We start from the raw sequence: 15,447 nt of genomic DNA on the forward strand, positions 1-15,447 counted from the left end.
ACATGAGCGACAGCAGCAAGATCAACGGCAAGGGCAGCACAAAGGCTGCGGTACTGGGCGCCATGGCCCTGGTGGCCGTGGGCGCTTTCGTCGGCTTCGGCCTGTGGAAGGCTTCGCAACCGGCCCCCGAGGTGTTCCAGGGCCAGATGGAAGCCCGCGAGGCCGACATCGCACCCAAGGTCACCGCGCGCATCGCGCAGATCCTGGTCAAGGAAGGCGACCAGATCGCCGTGGGCGCCCCGCTGATCCGCATGGACAGCCCTGAGGTGCAGGCCAAGCTGGCGCAAGCCACCGCCGCGCAGGAAGCGGCCCAGGCCGTGGCCGACAAGGCCGCGCACGGCGCCCGCCCGCAGGAAGTGGAGATGGCGCGCCTGGCCTGGCAGCGCGCCGTGACGGCGGCCGACCTAGCCGAATCCTCCTACCGCCGGGTGGACGGCCTGGCCCGCGAAGGCCTGGTGGCCGCGCAAAAGCGCGACGAGGCCGAGGCCAACCACAAGGCCGCACGCGACCAGGCCCTGGCCGCCAAGGCCCAGTACGAGCTGGCGCGCGCCGGTGCCCGGCCCGAGGACCGGTCCGCCGCCAGCGCCCAGGCGCGCCAGGTGGCCGGCGTGGTCGCCGAGGTCAAGGCCGCCCAGGCCGAGACAGAGCTCAAGAGCCCCGTGGCCGGCGAGGTGGCCAAGGTGCTGGCGCGCAGCGGCGAGCTCTCGCCCCAGGGCGTGGCCGTGGTCACGGTGGTGGACCTGGCCGACCAGTGGGTGGTGCTGAACGTGCGCGAAGACCGGCTGCAGCGCTTTGCCATCGGCCAGGAGTTCGAAGCCACGCTGCCGGCCCTCGGCACTGCCGGCAAGCCCGTGCGCTTCAAGGTCTACCACACGGCCGCCCTGCCCGACTTCGCCACCTGGCGCGCCACGCGCGCCGGCCAGGGCTTCGACGTGCGCACCTTCGAAGTGCGCGCGCGCCCGGCCAGCCCCATCGAAGGCGCCCGCCCCGGCATGACGGTGCTGGTGCAATGGGCCGGCACGCAACGCCCTGCGCCTTGACCACGCCATGAATCCCCTGGTCCACAGCTTTCGCCGCGAGGCACAGCGCCTGCTCAAGAGCCCCTGGGACCTGGCCATGGTCACCTGGGTGCCGCTGCTGGCCGTGCTGCTCATGGGCTGGATCTTCTCGGCCGGCCTGCCGCGCCACCTGCCCGTGGGCGTGCTGGACGACGACCACTCGGCCCTGTCGCGCCAGATGGTGCGCATGCTGGACGCCACGCCCGGCCTGCAGGTGGTGCAGCACTACACCAACACGGCCGAGGCCGAACGCGCGCTGCGCAGCGTGGAGGTCTACGCCATCGTCACCCTCCCGCGCGACTTTGCGCGCACCGTGAAGGAGGGCCGCACGGCCCAGGTCACGCTGCTGCACAACGCGCAGCTGGGCACGCACTCGGGCGTGCTGCAGCGCGACGTGCGTGCCGTGGTGGGCACGCTGTCGGCCGGCATCGAGATGGCGGCGCGCAACAAGCGCGGCGAGCCGGCCCAGGCCGTGCGCGTGAGCATGGAGCCCATCCACACGCAACTGGTGGCGCTGTTCAACGTGTCCACCAACTACGAGCAGTTCCTGGGCGCGGCGCTGATTCCGGCGCTGCTGCACATCCTGGCCATGACGGCCGGCGCCTGGACCGTGGGCCGCGAACTGCGCGACCACACGCTGGGCGAATGGCTGAACGCGGGCGGTGGTGTGCTGCGCACGGGTGCGGCCCTGGTGGGCAAGCTCGCCCTGCCATGGGCCTCGTTGACGCTGGTGGCGCTGCTGGCGCTGACGGGCATCACCTGGGGGCGCGGCTGGCACCCGCCGGGCAACCTGGCCTGGGTGGCGACCGGGCTGGCGCTGCTGATGGCCGTGTCGCTGGCCGCCGGTGCGGCGCTGGCGGGCGCCACGCGCTCGCTGCGCACGGCGCTGTCGGGCGCCGGCTTCTTCGCGGCACCGGCGTTTGCGTTCAGCGGCGTGGCCTTTCCGCTGGCGGGCATGCCGGCCAGCGCGCGCGCCTGGGCCGAGGCCATGCCCTACACCCACTACATCCGCCTGCAGATCGAGCAGCTGCAGATGGGCGCGCCGCTGCGCACCAGTGTTTCCACCGTGGTCGCGCTGATGGCGGCCACCGCCGTGCTGCTGGCGATCTGCACGCTGGCCTTGCAACTGGCACGCAACAAGCCTGAAAGCTGGGGAGGACGGTGATGGACAAACGGTACGAAACCTCTGCCGAACCCTCGACCCTCTGGAGCGCCTGGCTGCAGGCCCTGGCCACCATCAGCCGCGACAAGGGCGTGCTGCTGCTGCTCGTGGCCGCGCCCGTGCTCTATGGCTTCTTCTACCCCTGGTTCTATGCCGACGAGGTGCTCACCCGTGTGCCCGTGGCCGTGGTGGACATGGACCGCAGCAGCCTGTCGCGCCAGATCACGCGCTTTGCCGAGGCCGACCCGCGCATCGAGGTGCGCCTGGTGACCGCCAGCGAACGCGAGGCGCAAGAAGCGCTGTGGCGCGGCGAGGTGGAGGGCTATGCGCTGATCCCCGCCCACCTCAAGCGCAGCGTGGTGCGCGGCGAGGAGGCCCTGGTCCGCGTTGAAGGCAATGGCGCCTATGCGCTGCTCAACAAGGCCGTGCAGTACGGCTTTGCCGAGGCCGTGGGCACCGTGTCCGCCGGCATCGAGATCCGCAAGCTGCAGGCTGCGGGCCAGAGCGCGCAGCAGGCCGCGGCCAGCCGCAACCCGGTGCAACTGCAGATGGTGGCGCTGTTCAACCCGACCGAGGGCTATGGCAGCTTCGTCGTGCCTGCCGTGGCCCTGCTGATCCTGCAGCAGACGCTGCTCATGGGCGCGGCCATGCTCACCGGCACCTGGGTGGAGGCCGGCCGGCACCGGGCGCGCACCCGTACCTGGCTGGGCCGGCTGCTGGCGCTGTGCACGCTGGGCTGGATCAGTGGCCTGTTCTACTTCGGCTGGATCTTCCTGCTGCACGACTACCCACGAGGCGGCAACCCGCTGGGCGCGCTGGCGCTGCTGGCCTGCTATGTGCCCGCCATCGCGGCCCTGGGCGCGCTGATCGGCCTGTGGGTGGGCAACCGCGAGCGCGCACTGCAGGTACTGCTGTTCACCACCCTGCCGATCGCCTTCGTGGCCGGCTTCTCGTGGCCCGTGGAGGCCCTGCCCGAGCCGCTGCAGTGGCTGCGCTGGCTGCTGCCCAGCACCTCGGGCGTGCAGGCCTCGCTGCGGCTCAACCAGCTGGGGGCGCCCCTCGCGGCGGCCCTGCCCCAGCTGTGTGCGCTGGTGGCGCTGTGCGCTGCAGGCACGGTGGCGCTGCTGGCCTGGACCCGGCCAGGCCCTGGCCAACCGGGCTGAGGACCCAAGAACCTGTTCAGGTCTTCTTGAACAGATTCTTGGGCACCTGGGCGGCAAGCCCGCGTACCATCACAGGCATTCCGGTATTTCCAGAGAAGATGGCCTTGAAACACTCCGCACCGCCTGACCCTGCCTCTTTCGGCGGCAACGCCCCGCACTACCAGCGCATCGTCCAGGGCGTGCTGGCGGATTCCAGGCAGCTGATGGAGCGCGTCGCCGAGGCGACGCGCATGTCTTTGCAACTGCGCCAGGACCAGGCCCGCACCCCGGGCGAGCACCAGGGCATGCTCGAAGCGCAGCAGCAACTGATGCGGCTCACCTCTGTGATGGGCGAGCGCTACCCTGGCGCGCTGCGCAAGGCGCTCGAACAGCAGACCACCGCGCCAGGGGAGGAAAAGCCCTCGCGCTCCCTGTTCACCATCCATTTCGACCAGCTCGAACTGATGGACGAGTCGCAGATCACCGAAAGCGTCGAGCGCGCCCGCGCCAGGCAGGTCCTGGCGTCTGCCGTGGAGGGCCCTCTGGCCGACCTCGACGCCCTGGTGTGCGCGGCCCAGGGCCTGCAAAGGGTGCAGCCCGAGCACAACCCCCTGCGCCCCGAAGTCTTCCTGCAGGCACTGCAGGCCGTGGTGTCGCAGATGCAGGCCACCGCGCAGGTGCGCAACGACTGGATGGCGCACATGGCCAAGGCGCTGGGCACCGAGCTCAAGGGGCTCTACCTGGCGCAGATCGATCTGCTCAAGCAAGGCGGCGTGCAGCCCGTGGGCTACGCCATGCGCCAGGCCGACGGCCAGTATGTGTACGTTGCCCCAAGCAATGGCGAAACCTCTCCCGGCTTCGGCGCCGAAACGGACATGCCGGTACCGGCAGGCTCCGGCGACCCGCTGCTCACGCTCGACCGGCTGCGCCGCCTGCTGCTCGGCGAGTTCAGCGAGCCGCCCGCGCCGGCGCAGGCCCCGGCGGCCAGGCCGGACGATGAGCCCTTCGCCGAACGTTTTGCACGCGAGTTCGACAGCCCGGCTCAGCTTCCGCAGATCGACCCGCCCGCCACGGATTTCGCCATGACCGTGCCCGCCGCCTTCGAGGCGCTGCAGGAAATGAACCAGGTCGGCCAGATGATGGAGCGCCTGGGCGGCCAGCGCTCCCAGCCGGGCGAGCCAGGGCAGCGGCGCGCCGCAGGGCTGGGCGACGCCCTGGGCATGGAGGTGGTCGCACTGATGGTGGACAACATCGCGCGCGACAGCCGACTGCCGTGGCCCGTGCAGCAGTTCGTGCGCGCCCTGGAGCCCGCCCTGATGCAGCTGGCGCTGGCCGACCCCCGGTTCTTCAGCAACAAGGAGCACCCCGCGCGCCGCCTGCTGCAGGACATCACCGACCACGCCATGGCCTTCAACGGGCCCGAGGCACCCGGCTTCAAGCGCTTCATGCGCTCCCTCATGGACATTGCCGGCCCGCTGGCCACAGCCACCATCGAAGGAGCCGACGATTTCGAGCAGGTCCGCCAGCAGTTGCACGTGCAATGGGCGGACAGCGAGCAGGCGCGCGAACAGGAGCGCCAGCGCGCCATCGAGGCGCTGCAGCACGCGGAGCAGCGCCACCTCCTGGCGGCCAGGCTGTCCGGCGAGATCCGGTTGCTGCCGCAGCTCGACAACATTCCCGGCGAGATTGCCCACTTCCTGCTCGGCCCCTGGGCCCAGGTCATGGCCCAGGCGCGCCTGACCGACAGGACCGGCAGCGCCGATCCGGGCCGCTACCAGGAGCTGGTGGGTGCCCTGGTCTGGAGCGCGCAGCCCGAACTGACCCGCACGAACACCGGTGAGCTCGCGCGCCTGATCCCCCAACTGCTGCCTCGCCTGCGCGAGGGCCTCGCACTGATCGACTACCCCGCTGACAGGACCGAAGCCGTCTTCGCGCAGTTGATGCAATTGCACCAGCAGGCCTTCCAGGGCGGGCCCAAGCCTGCCGCTTTGCCCGCCGAAACGGAGCCTGCGGAACAAGCAACCCCGCTCATGGACGAGGAGCCGTGGCTTGCGCCATCGGAAGCCCAGGATTCCGGCTTCATGGACGACTTGCAGCCTTCCCAGCCCGGGACCCTGGAGCCCCCGCCCGCCCCCACCCCGGTGGATGGACCCACCCGACCTGCGCTGGCCGTCGGCAGCTGGGTCAACCTGCTGGTGGCGGGCCAGTGGGAGCGCACCCAGCTGTCCTGGGTCGGCTCGCAGGGCACCTTCTTCCTCTTCACCAACGCGTCGGGCCGCACCCAGTCGATGACCCTGCGGCTGCTCGACCGGTGCATCCAGCAAGGCAGCCTGCAGGTGCTCAGCCAGCAGCCCGTGGTGGATGTCGCCCTGGACGCCGTGGCGCAGGCCGCCATGCGCAACAGCGTGGAAAGCAGGCTGTAAGTCAGGGCCTTGCGGCGGCGTTCTGCCCCGGCCTGCGCAGCACCAGCATGCCGAACAGCGGCGCCATGATGTACATGCTGACCGAGTAGATGGCGGCCGGCAGCGCGAGCTGGAAGTTGTTCAGCACCGACAGCGCGATGAAGATCGCCAGCGTGGAGTTGTGGATGCCGATCTCGAAGCCGATGGCCGTGGCCATGGACTTGTCCATGCCCACCGCGCGCGGCAGGAAGTAGCCGGCACCCAGGCTCAGCGCATTGAACAGCAGCACGGCCGGGCCGATATCCGCAAACGATGCCGACAGCGCCGCCCATTCCTTGGCAATGGCAATCAGCGCGAACGACGCGAGCACCACGGCGCTGAAGAGCTTCATCGGCTTTTCCATGCGCGCGCTGAAGGCCGGGGCGCGCCGGTGCACCCACATGCCCACGACCACGGGGATGAGCACGATCACGATCACCTCCAGCACCTTGCCGAACTGCAGCGGCACCACCTGGCCGGTCTTGGCGAAGGTGGCGATGGCCCAGTTGGTGATGAGCGGCAGGCTCACGATGGACAGCAGCGTGTTGATGGCCGTGAGCGAGATGTTCATCGCCACGTTGCCGCCGAACAGGTGGCTGAACAGGTTGGCCGACACGCCGCCTGGCGAGGCTGCCAGCAGCATCAGCCCCACGGCATAGAGCGGCGGCACGCCCAGCAGCACGATGAGGCCGTAGCAGGCCGCCGGCAGCACCAGCACCTGGAGCACCAGGGCCAGCGCCACGGCGCGCGGGTACTGCAGCAGGCGCTTGAAGTCCGCCACGGTGAGCGACAAGCCCAGGCCGAACATGACAAGGCCCAGCGCAATGAACAGCAGTGTGGGCAGGATGGAAATGAAACTCATGGTGCGCTCACGCGGCCAGGCGGGCCGCGCTCCTGTGGCAAAGCCCACGGCACCGCCATGCGGTGCCGTGGGCCGGATTCAATGAAGGAGGAGAGAGAAGGAGAAGCGCCGGGTCAGGCTGTGGCAGCCGGCCCCGTGCGCAGGCGCACCGGCCCGCTGCGCTGCTCGATGGCGTGCTGCACTTCCTTGCGCAGACCCATCAGAAAGCCCAGCTCGGCCACCACGAACAGCGGCCCCACGATCAGGCCTGCCAGGTCGTCCACGAAGGCGGGCTTGCGGCCCTCGTAGTAGTGGCCCACGAACTGGATGACCCAGCCCACGGCGAACAGGCCCACGCCCGTGGCCAGCCACAGCGTGGTGCCTTGCAGCGCCAGCCACTGGCCACCGGCCAGCATGGCGGCCTGCAGCGTGGCCATCACCAGGCCAAAGCGCGTATCGAGCCGGAAGTAGAAGACACTGGCCGCGATGGCTGCCACCAGCGCCGGGCCCACGGGCACCCCGCCCAGCAGCCAGGTGGGGCGCGAGAGCAGGATCACCACGGCGAACATGATCATCGGCACGCCCACGAAGTGGGTGTGGATGTTGCGCGGGTCGCGGTGGTAGTCGGCGTACTGGGACAGCTGGTCGATCAGGGTTTTCATGGGTGTCTCCTGGTATTGTTTTGAGCAGCATCCATACTCACCCGATGCCCGGCCACAGTCTGTCGGAAAGCCGACACAACGCCCTGCCCGATTCCCTGCCCTCGCCCGCATGACCGACCCCGCCGCCTACCTTCCCGTGCTCCAGACCGGCCGCTGGTTCGCCCATCTGCCGCCCGACTTCGCCCAGCCGCTGCTGGGCATGGCCCACCTGCGCCAGCTGGCGCCGGGCGAGGTGCTGTTTCTGCGCGGCGATGCCCCCTGCGGGCTGTACGCCGTGGTGCGCGGCGCGATCAGCATTTCGGGCACAGGGGGCAAGGCCGACGAGGCGCGCGCCGCCCTGCTTACGCGGCTGGAGCCGCCGCACTGGTTCGGCGAGATCTCGGTGTTCGACAACTCGGCGCGCACGCACGACGCCCATGCGGCCGAGGCCAGCACCCTGCTGCAGGTACCGCACGAGCCCCTGCAGGCCTGGCTCACCGCCCACCCGCAGCACTGGCATGCGCTGGCCCTGCTGCTCACTGACAAGCTGCGCACCGCCTTCGTGGCCATGGAAGAGCTTGCCCTGCTGCCTGCCGCCCAGCGCCTGGCGCGCCGCCTGGTGATGATGGCCGAGGGCTACGGCCAGTGGACGGCCGAGGGCCAGTCGCGCCGGGTGATCGGCATTTCGCAGGAGCAGCTGTCGCTGATGCTGGCCATTTCGCGCCAGACCACGAACCAGATCCTCAAGGAGCTGGAGGGCCGCGCCCTGGTGCGCGTGCACCGCGGCGAGGTGGAGATCCTGGACCTGGCGGCCCTGCGCGCCACTTGCTATTGAAACAATAGCTACCAGCGCTTACGGGTTATCACCCAAGGGCATTTTCGAGCAAAATACTAAGAACACTTTGCATTTCCGGGCAAAATGCTGCCATGCAACTGAACTACATCGCCAACGCCTCTGTTCCGTCCTCGTCGGGCCGCACGCTTGCCGTGATCGACCCGTCCGACGGCCAGCCCTTCGACGAGATCCAGCGCAGCAACGCCGACGACATCGACGCGGCGGTGCATGCCGCGCGCCAGTGCTACAACGCGGTGTGGCAGCGCATGGCACCCGCCGACCGGGGCCGCCTGCTGCAGCGCCTGTCGGCCAAGGTGCTCGAACATGCCGACGAGCTGACCGCGCTGGAGCAGCGCGACTGCGGCAAGCCCACCAAACAGGCGCGCGCCGACACGCTGGCGCTGGCACGCTACTTCGAGTTCTATGCCGGCGCCTGCGACAAGCTGCATGGCGAAACCCTGCCCTACCTGGACGGCTACAGCGTGCTCACCTGGCGCGAACCGCATGGCGTGACCGGCCATGTGATTCCCTGGAACTACCCGATGCAGATCTTCGGGCGCAGCGTGGGCGGCGCCCTGGCCGCCGGCAACGTCTGCGTGGTCAAGCCGGCCGAGGACGCCTGCCTGTCGCTGATCCGCGTGGCGCAACTGGCGGCCGAGGTGGGCTTCCCCTCGGGGGCCCTGAACATCGTCACCGGCTACGGCCACGAAGTGGGCGACGCGCTCGCGCGCCACCCGGGCATCGACCACATCAGCTTCACCGGCAGCCCCAAGATCGGCACGCTGATCCAGCAGGTGGCGGCCGAGCGCCACTGCCCCGTGACGCTGGAGTTGGGTGGCAAGAGCCCGCAGATCATCTTTGCCGATGCCGACCTGGACGCTGCCGTGCCCGTGGTGATCAACGCCATCGTGCAGAACGCGGGCCAGACCTGCAGCGCTGGCTCGCGCGTGCTGATCGACTCGCTGATCTATGAACCCCTGCTCGCACGCCTGGGCAAGGCCTTCGAAGGCCTGCGCGTAGGCCCTGCGGCCATGGACCTCGATGTGGGCCCGCTGATCCGCCAGACCCAGCAGCAGCGCGTGTGGGACTTTCTGTCCGACGCGCAGGTGGCCGGTATCCCCATGGTGGCCCAGGGCGTGGTGGTGGACGAGTCGCCCGAAGGCGGCTTCTACCAGGCCCCCACGCTGCTGCGCGACGTGCCCGTGCAGCACCGCCTGGCACAGGAGGAAGTCTTCGGCCCCGTGCTCTCGGCCATGGCCTTCCAGGACGAGGACCATGCGGTGGAGTTGGCCAATGCCACGCAGTTCGGCCTGGTGGCCGGCATCTGGACGCGCGACGGCTCGCGCCAGTTCCGCATGGCCAAGCGCGTACACAGCGGCCAGGTGTTCATCAACAACTACGGCGCCGGCGGCGGCGTGGAGCTGCCCTTCGGCGGCGTGAAGTCCAGCGGCTACGGGCGCGAGAAGGGCTTCGAGGCGCTGTACGGCTTCACCACCCTCAAGACCGTGGCGATCAAGCACGGTTGATTCCGGCGCTCGCCGACCTGGCGGGCACCGATTTGCGCAAGACCTCTTTCCATGCCCCTGAGCCCCCCCGCCCCCCGCACCGCCCGGCATGTCCGGCGCGTGACCTACCAGGGCTATGAACGCGACGACGGCCTGTGGGACATCGAAGGCGAGCTGCACGACAGCAAGGCCTACGATGCCCCCGTACACCGTGGCGAGGGCGTGCGGCGCGCGGGCGAGCCCATCCACCACATGCTGCTGCGCGTCACGGTGGACCGCCAGCTCGTGGTGCAGGCCATCGACGTGGCGATGGACGCCCACCCGCTCAAGGACTGCCCGCTGGCCCAGGCCGCGCTGCAGCAGATGGTGGGCTGCAGCATGACCCGCGGCTGGCGCCAGGCCATCCAGAAGCACCTGGGTGGCGTGGCCAGCTGCACCCACCTGCGCGAGCTGCTGTTCAACCTGGCCACGGCCGCCTTCCAGTCCGTCACCGCCGTGTTCGCGCCACCCGCCAATGGCGACCCGCCACGCCACCTGGGCCAGTGCACGGGCTGGGCCTTCGACGGCAACGGCGTGAAGGAGCACTTTCCGCAGTTCTATGGCCGCGTGCCCGCTGCAATCAGCAAACCCGACACGGCTGCACCGCCCGCCGAACGCTGACCACGGTCGGCACACCACTCTTCACCGCCACACTTTTTTCCAAAGACAGGGAGACACTCCATGCGTGCACAGAACAAGTCCGTCATCGTCACCGGCGCCGGCAATGGCATTGGCGAGGGCATCGCCAAGCGACTGGCGGCCGAAGGCGCCAAGCTCATCGTCAATGACATCAACGAAGCCGGCGGCCAGCGCGTGGTGGCCGAGATCACCGCCGCCGGCGGCACGGCCGCCTTCTTCAAGGCCGACGTGACGAACTCCGCCCAGGTCAAGGCCCTGGTGGACGAGGCCGTGCGCCTGTACGGCCAGCTCGACGTGATGGTCAACAACGCCGGCTGGACGCACCGCAACCGCCCCATGCTGGAAGTGAGCGAGGAAGAGTTCGACAAGGTCTATGCCATCAACATGAAGAGCATCTACCTCTCGGCCATCCACGCCGTGCCGGCGCTGCGCAAGGTGGGCGGCGGCAGCATCATCAACATCGCCTCCACCGCCGGCCTGCGCCCGCGCCCGGGCCTGACCTGGTACAACGGCTCCAAGGGCGCCGTGATCATCACCAGCAAGTCCATGGCGGCCGAACTCGGCCCCGACAACATCCGCGTGAACTGCATCAACCCCGTGTTCAACCCCGATACGGGCCTGGCCGCCGAATTTGCCGGCGGCCCGGTGGACGACGCGCGCCGCGCCAAGTTCCTGGCCACCATCCCGCTGGGGCGCTTTTCCACCGCGCTCGACGTGGCCAACGCCGCGCTCTACCTGGCCAGCGACGAGGCCTCGTTCATCAATGGCGTGTGCATCGAGGTGGACGGCGGCCGCTGCGTCTAAGCGCCCCACAAGGGCAAGTTGGGGGGCCGCATCCCCAAGGCGGCAACTGCGGCAAAATGCCCCCATGGCCGAACGTGTGATCCCCCTGGTGGACCAGCGCAGCGCCGCCCTCCGGGCGGTGGTGCCGCTGCATGGCCAGGCGCCCACGGGCCACCTGGTGGACACGCGCGGTCGCCCCTTGCGCGACCTGCGCATCAGCGTGACGGACCGCTGCAACTTCCGCTGCAGCTACTGCATGCCCAAGGAGGTGTTCGACAAGGACTACCCCTACCTGCCCCACAGCGCGTTGCTCAGCTTCGAGGAGATCACGCGCCTGGCCCGGCTGTTCCTGGCCCACGGGGTGCGCAAGATCCGCCTCACGGGCGGCGAGCCGCTGCTGCGCAAGAACCTCGAAGCGCTGGTGGAGCAACTGGCCGCGCTGCGCACGGTGGACGGCACGGCCCCCGACCTCACGCTGACCACCAACGGATCGCTGCTGGTGCGCAAGGCCCGCGCGCTGAAGGATGCGGGCCTGAACCGCGTGACGGTGAGCCTCGACGGCCTGGACGATACGGTGTTCCGGCGCATGAACGACGTGGATTTTCCGGTGGCCGACGTGTTGGCGGGCATCGAGGCAGCCCATGCGGCGGGCCTGTCGCAGATCAAGGTCAACATGGTGGTCAAGCGCGGCACCAACGACCACGAGATCCTGCCCATGGCGCGGCACTTTCGCGGCACGGGCACCACGCTGCGCTTCATCGAGTACATGGACGTGGGCGCCACCAACGGCTGGCGCATGGACGAGGTGCTGCCTTCGGCCGAACTCATCGAGCGCCTGCGCGCCCACCTGCCCCTGGTGCCGCTGGACCCTGCCAGCCCCGGCGAGACCGCCGAGCGCTGGGGCTATGCCGATGCCAGCGGCCGCCACGACCCAGCGCTGGGCGAGATCGGCGTGATCAGCAGCGTCACGCAGGCCTTCTGCCACGACTGCAACCGCGCCCGCCTGTCCACCGAAGGCCAGCTGTACCTGTGCTTGTTCGCCACCCAGGGCCATGACCTGCGCAGCCTGCTGCGCGGCGGCGCGAGCGACGAGGCCATCGCATCGGCCATCGCTCCCATCTGGCAGGGCCGCAGCGACCGCTACTCGGAGCTGCGCAGCAGCCTGCCCGCGGACGCCACGCCAGGGCCGCGCCGGGTGGAGATGAGCTACATCGGCGGGTGATGGCGCAGCCACGGCTGCCCTTTCAATTTTTCTTCAACGCACACCGGGCCACCCCTCTCCATGATCGACATCCAGGACATCACCGGCCTTGTGCTGGCCGGGGGCCGCGGCTCCCGCATGGGCGGCGTAGACAAGGGCCTGCAGGGCTTTCGCGGCATGCCGCTGGCGCTGCACACGCTGATGCGGCTGCAGATGCAGACCGGGGCCACCATGGTCAACGCCAACCGCAACCTGGCAGCCTACGAATCCTTCGGCGCGCCAGTGTGGCCTGACGTGCTGGCCGACTACGCCGGCCCGCTGGCCGGCTTCATGACCGGGCTGGAGCGCTGCGAAACCCCGTGGATGCTGACCGTGCCGTGCGACACCCCCCTGTTCCCGCTGGACCTGGCGACGCGCCTGGCTGCAGCGGCCGACGAAGCGGGTGCCGACATCGCCATGGCCGCAGCCCCCGAGGACGATGGCAGCGGCCAGGTGGCCGTGCGCCCCCAGCCCGTGTTCTGCCTGCTGCGCGTGGACCTGCTGGAGAGCCTGGTGGCCTTCACCCAGGCCGGCGGCCGCAAGATCGATGCGTGGACCGGCCAGCATGCCTGCGCCATCGTGCCCTTCAACGCCCCGGGCGACGACCCGCAGGCCTTCTTCAACGCCAACACCCTGGCCGAGCTGCACGCGCTGGAGGCCGGCACACCATCCGACCGCCCATGAAGACCCTTGCCCAGATTGCCGCCGAACTGCAGGGCTACGACCCCAAGGCCCTGAGCGTTGCCGATGCCAATGCCTTTCTCGCGCGCCTGGTGCAGCCGGTGCAGGGCAGCGAAACCCTGCCCCTCTTCGACGCGCTGGGGCGCGTGCTGGCCAGCGACGTCGTCTCGCCCGTGAGCGTGCCGCCGCACGACAACTCGGCCATGGATGGCTATGCGCTGGCCGGCGCCCAGTTGGTGCCGGGCCAGCCGCTCACGCTGCGGCCCGTGGGCACGGCCTTGGCCGGCAAGGCCTGGGCGGGCACGGTGGCCGCCGGCGAGTGCGTGAAGATCATGACCGGGGCCATCATGCCCACGGGGCTGGATACCGTGGTGCCGCAGGAGTTCACCACCACCGGGGCAGACGGCTCCATCACCATCGCCGCCGACGTGCTGCGCCCGGGCGACAACCGCCGCTTCAAGGGCGAAGACCTGATGCAAGGCAGCGTGGCATTGGCGCAGGGCGAGCTGCTCACGCCGGCCGCGCTGGGCCTGGTGGCCAGCCTGGGCCTGCCCACCGTCACGGTGCATCGCCGCCTGCGCGTGGCCTATTTTTCCACCGGCGACGAGATCCTGAGCCTGGGCGAGGCGCCGCGCGAGGGCGCGGTGTACGACAGCAACCGCTACACCGTGTTCGGCCTGCTCACGCGCCTGGGCGTGGAGGTGATCGACCTGGGCGTGGTGCGCGACGAGCCCGCCCTGCTGGAGGCGGCCTTCCGCCAGGCGGCGCAGCAGGCCGATGCCATCATCACCAGCGGCGGCGTGAGCGTGGGCGAGGCGGACCACACGCGCACCATGATGAAACAACTGGGCGATGTGGCCTTCTGGCGCATTGCGATGCGCCCCGGTCGCCCCATGGCCGTGGGTCGCCTGGCGGGCGACACGCCTGACGGCCGCAGAGCCGTGCTGTTCGGCCTGCCCGGCAACCCGGTGGCGGTGATGGTCACCTTCCTGGCCTTCGTGCGCCCCGCCCTGCTGCGCATGATGGGCAGCACGCACGCCCCCGCGCCCCTCATGCGCGCCACCAGCACCGAGGCCCTGCGCAAGAAGCCCGGCCGCACCGAGTACCAGCGCGGCACGGTGAGCACCGCGCCCGACGGCAGCCTGCAGGTCTGCACCACGGGCAACCAGGGCTCGGGCGTGCTCAGCTCCATGGTGCAGGCCAACGGCCTCATCGTGCTGCACCACGGCCAGGGTGAAGTGGCCATCGGTGAACCGGTGGACGTCATGGTCTTTGACGGCGTGATCTGACACGCAGGTGCGGCATGGACTTCTCCACGCATGCCGAAACACGGCCTACGCTGTACTGAACATCCCATTCGAACGAGATTCACCATGCCTTACGCAGCCACACACCTTGTACAGCCCCCTTCGCGCGATGAAGTGGACCAGTTGGCCGGTGCCACCGTCGTCGAGTTCGGCACGCCCTGGTGCGGCCATTGCCAGCGTGCCCAGCCCCTGATCGAAGGCGCCTTGAAGGACCGCACCGACGTGGCCCACGTCAAGGTCGAGGACGGCCCCGGCCAGCGCCTGGGGCGCACCTTCGGCGTGAAGCTCTGGCCCACGCTGGTCTTCCTCAAGGATGGCAAGGAAGTGGAGCGCCTGGTGCGCCCGCAGCAGGCAGCCGATGTGCAGCAGGCGCTGCAGGCCGTTGCAGGTTGACTCCCTTCAACCCTGCTTCTTCGTTGCCAGCAGGTAGCCCACGCGCAGCGCGCGGTGCAGCCTGAAGGCCCGGGTGAAGGGGTTGTAGCCCAGCCCGCGCGAGTCCTTGAGCGCGAGGCCCGCCGCCTTCGCATCGGCCACCAGCTCGTGTGGGCGGATGAACTTGCGCCAGTCGTGCGTGCCCACCGGCAACAGGCGCAGCACATACTCCGCACCAACCACCGCGATCAGCCACGCAAAGGGCGTGCGGTTGATCGTGGAAAAGAACACCCAGCCACCGGGCTTGACCAGCCGCGCACAGGCCTCGATCACCAGGCGCGGGTCGGGCACATGCTCCAGCATCTCCATGCAGGTCACCACGTCGTAGCTGCCAGGCTGCTCGGCCGCCAGTTCCTCGGCCGACACGGCGCGGTAGGCCACGCTGGCGCCAGTCTGGCGGGCATGCAGCGTGGCCACCTTGAGTGGCTTGTCCGCCAGGTCGATGCCCAGCACATCGGCACCGCGCCGGGCCATGGACTCGGCCAGGATGCCGCCGCCGCAGCCCACGTCGAGCACCCGCTTGCCGGTGAGCAATACGGCATCGTCGATCCACTGCAGGCGCAGCGGGTTGATCTCGTGCAGCGGTCGGAATTCCGACTCGGGATCCCACCAGCGGTCGGCCAATTGCTGGAATCTGGCGAGTTCGGCGGCGTCAAAATTGGTGTGGACCATGGTGTTGCTCCTTTGAAAATCGGAAAGAT

At 69.5% G+C, this 15,447-nt stretch carries 15 protein-coding genes; 12 read left to right on the forward strand and 3 right to left on the reverse strand.

Translation table 11 applies throughout. The features are described 5' to 3' along the window. Positions 1 to 2: 2 nt before the first annotated feature. From AC0IZS_RS31565 to AC0IZS_RS31580, 4 genes are all read left to right on the forward strand, one after another. Positions 3 to 1,040 (forward strand): HlyD family secretion protein, encoded by a 1,038-nt coding sequence (locus AC0IZS_RS31565; protein ID WP_471639266.1) that lies wholly within the window; start codon positions 3 to 5, stop codon positions 1,038 to 1,040. A 7-nt stretch (positions 1,041 to 1,047) separates the two neighbouring features. After that, a complete protein-coding gene (locus tag AC0IZS_RS31570; RefSeq protein ID WP_471639267.1) occupies positions 1,048 to 2,223 on the forward strand; it encodes an ABC transporter permease in 1,176 nt (391 codons plus the stop codon). After that, positions 2,223 to 3,383 carry an ABC transporter permease gene (locus AC0IZS_RS31575; protein ID WP_471639268.1) on the forward strand — a complete coding sequence of 387 codons (1,161 nt, stop codon included), beginning with the start codon at positions 2,223 to 2,225 and terminating at the stop codon, positions 3,381 to 3,383. Before AC0IZS_RS31570 ends, AC0IZS_RS31575 begins: the two co-directional genes overlap by 1 nt. Before the next feature lie 98 nt (positions 3,384 to 3,481). Continuing rightward, the gene (locus tag AC0IZS_RS31580; protein ID WP_471639269.1) at positions 3,482 to 5,785 is read left to right on the forward strand and encodes a DUF1631 family protein; all 2,304 of its coding nucleotides are present in this window, start codon (positions 3,482 to 3,484) and stop codon (positions 5,783 to 5,785) included. A 1-nt stretch (position 5,786) separates the two neighbouring features. Here the strand turns inward: AC0IZS_RS31580 and AC0IZS_RS31585 are convergent, their stop codons facing one another. Then, the gene (locus tag AC0IZS_RS31585) at positions 5,787 to 6,665 is read right to left on the reverse strand and encodes a bile acid:sodium symporter family protein (protein ID WP_471639270.1); all 879 of its coding nucleotides are present in this window, start codon (positions 6,663 to 6,665) and stop codon (positions 5,787 to 5,789) included. 113 nt (positions 6,666 to 6,778) lie between these two features. Further along, positions 6,779 to 7,306, reverse strand: coding sequence for an Mpo1 family 2-hydroxy fatty acid dioxygenase (locus tag AC0IZS_RS31590; RefSeq protein WP_471639271.1), 528 nt, complete (start codon positions 7,304 to 7,306; stop codon positions 6,779 to 6,781). 109 nt (positions 7,307 to 7,415) lie between these two features. On the opposite strand from AC0IZS_RS31590, the gene AC0IZS_RS31595 reads away from it, so the two are divergent. The 8 genes from AC0IZS_RS31595 to AC0IZS_RS31630 all read left to right on the forward strand — a co-directional run bounded on the left by AC0IZS_RS31595 (position 7,416) and on the right by AC0IZS_RS31630 (position 14,707). Continuing rightward, on the forward strand, positions 7,416 to 8,120 hold the full coding sequence (locus tag AC0IZS_RS31595) for a Crp/Fnr family transcriptional regulator (RefSeq protein WP_471639272.1): 705 nt from the start codon (positions 7,416 to 7,418) through the stop codon (positions 8,118 to 8,120). 92 nt (positions 8,121 to 8,212) lie between these two features. Then, complete coding sequence (locus tag AC0IZS_RS31600) at positions 8,213 to 9,646, forward strand: aldehyde dehydrogenase family protein (RefSeq protein WP_471639273.1); 1,434 nt, start codon at positions 8,213 to 8,215, stop codon at positions 9,644 to 9,646. 51 nt (positions 9,647 to 9,697) lie between these two features. Then, positions 9,698 to 10,285: a DUF2889 domain-containing protein gene (locus AC0IZS_RS31605; protein ID WP_471639274.1), complete on the forward strand. Its 588-nt coding sequence runs from the start codon at positions 9,698 to 9,700 to the stop codon at positions 10,283 to 10,285. A gap of 60 nt (positions 10,286 to 10,345) precedes the next feature. After that, on the forward strand, positions 10,346 to 11,107 hold the full coding sequence (locus AC0IZS_RS31610) for an SDR family oxidoreductase (protein WP_322595855.1): 762 nt from the start codon (positions 10,346 to 10,348) through the stop codon (positions 11,105 to 11,107). Positions 11,108 to 11,171: 64 nt separating this feature from the next. Beyond that, positions 11,172 to 12,308, forward strand: a complete 1,137-nt coding sequence (gene moaA / locus AC0IZS_RS31615; RefSeq protein ID WP_471639275.1) for a GTP 3',8-cyclase MoaA — start codon at positions 11,172 to 11,174, stop codon at positions 12,306 to 12,308. Positions 12,309 to 12,368: 60 nt separating this feature from the next. Then, positions 12,369 to 13,010, forward strand: coding sequence for a molybdenum cofactor guanylyltransferase MobA (gene mobA, locus AC0IZS_RS31620; protein WP_471639276.1), 642 nt, complete (start codon positions 12,369 to 12,371; stop codon positions 13,008 to 13,010). Beyond that, positions 13,007 to 14,296, forward strand: a complete 1,290-nt coding sequence (moeA, locus tag AC0IZS_RS31625) for a molybdopterin molybdotransferase MoeA (RefSeq protein WP_471639277.1) — start codon at positions 13,007 to 13,009, stop codon at positions 14,294 to 14,296. The genes mobA and moeA overlap by 4 nt, the downstream gene beginning before the upstream one ends. Positions 14,297 to 14,380: 84 nt before the next feature. After that, a complete protein-coding gene (locus tag AC0IZS_RS31630) occupies positions 14,381 to 14,707 on the forward strand; it encodes a thioredoxin family protein (RefSeq protein WP_471639278.1) in 327 nt (108 codons plus the stop codon). Between the two features lie 6 nt (positions 14,708 to 14,713). Here AC0IZS_RS31630 and ubiG read toward each other — a convergent pair whose 3' ends face one another. After that, positions 14,714 to 15,418 (reverse strand): bifunctional 2-polyprenyl-6-hydroxyphenol methylase/3-demethylubiquinol 3-O-methyltransferase UbiG, encoded by a 705-nt coding sequence (gene ubiG / locus AC0IZS_RS31635; RefSeq protein WP_471639279.1) that lies wholly within the window; start codon positions 15,416 to 15,418, stop codon positions 14,714 to 14,716. Between the last annotated feature and the right edge of the window lie 29 nt (positions 15,419 to 15,447).

The organism is Acidovorax sp. AC410 (genome assembly GCF_979253235.1).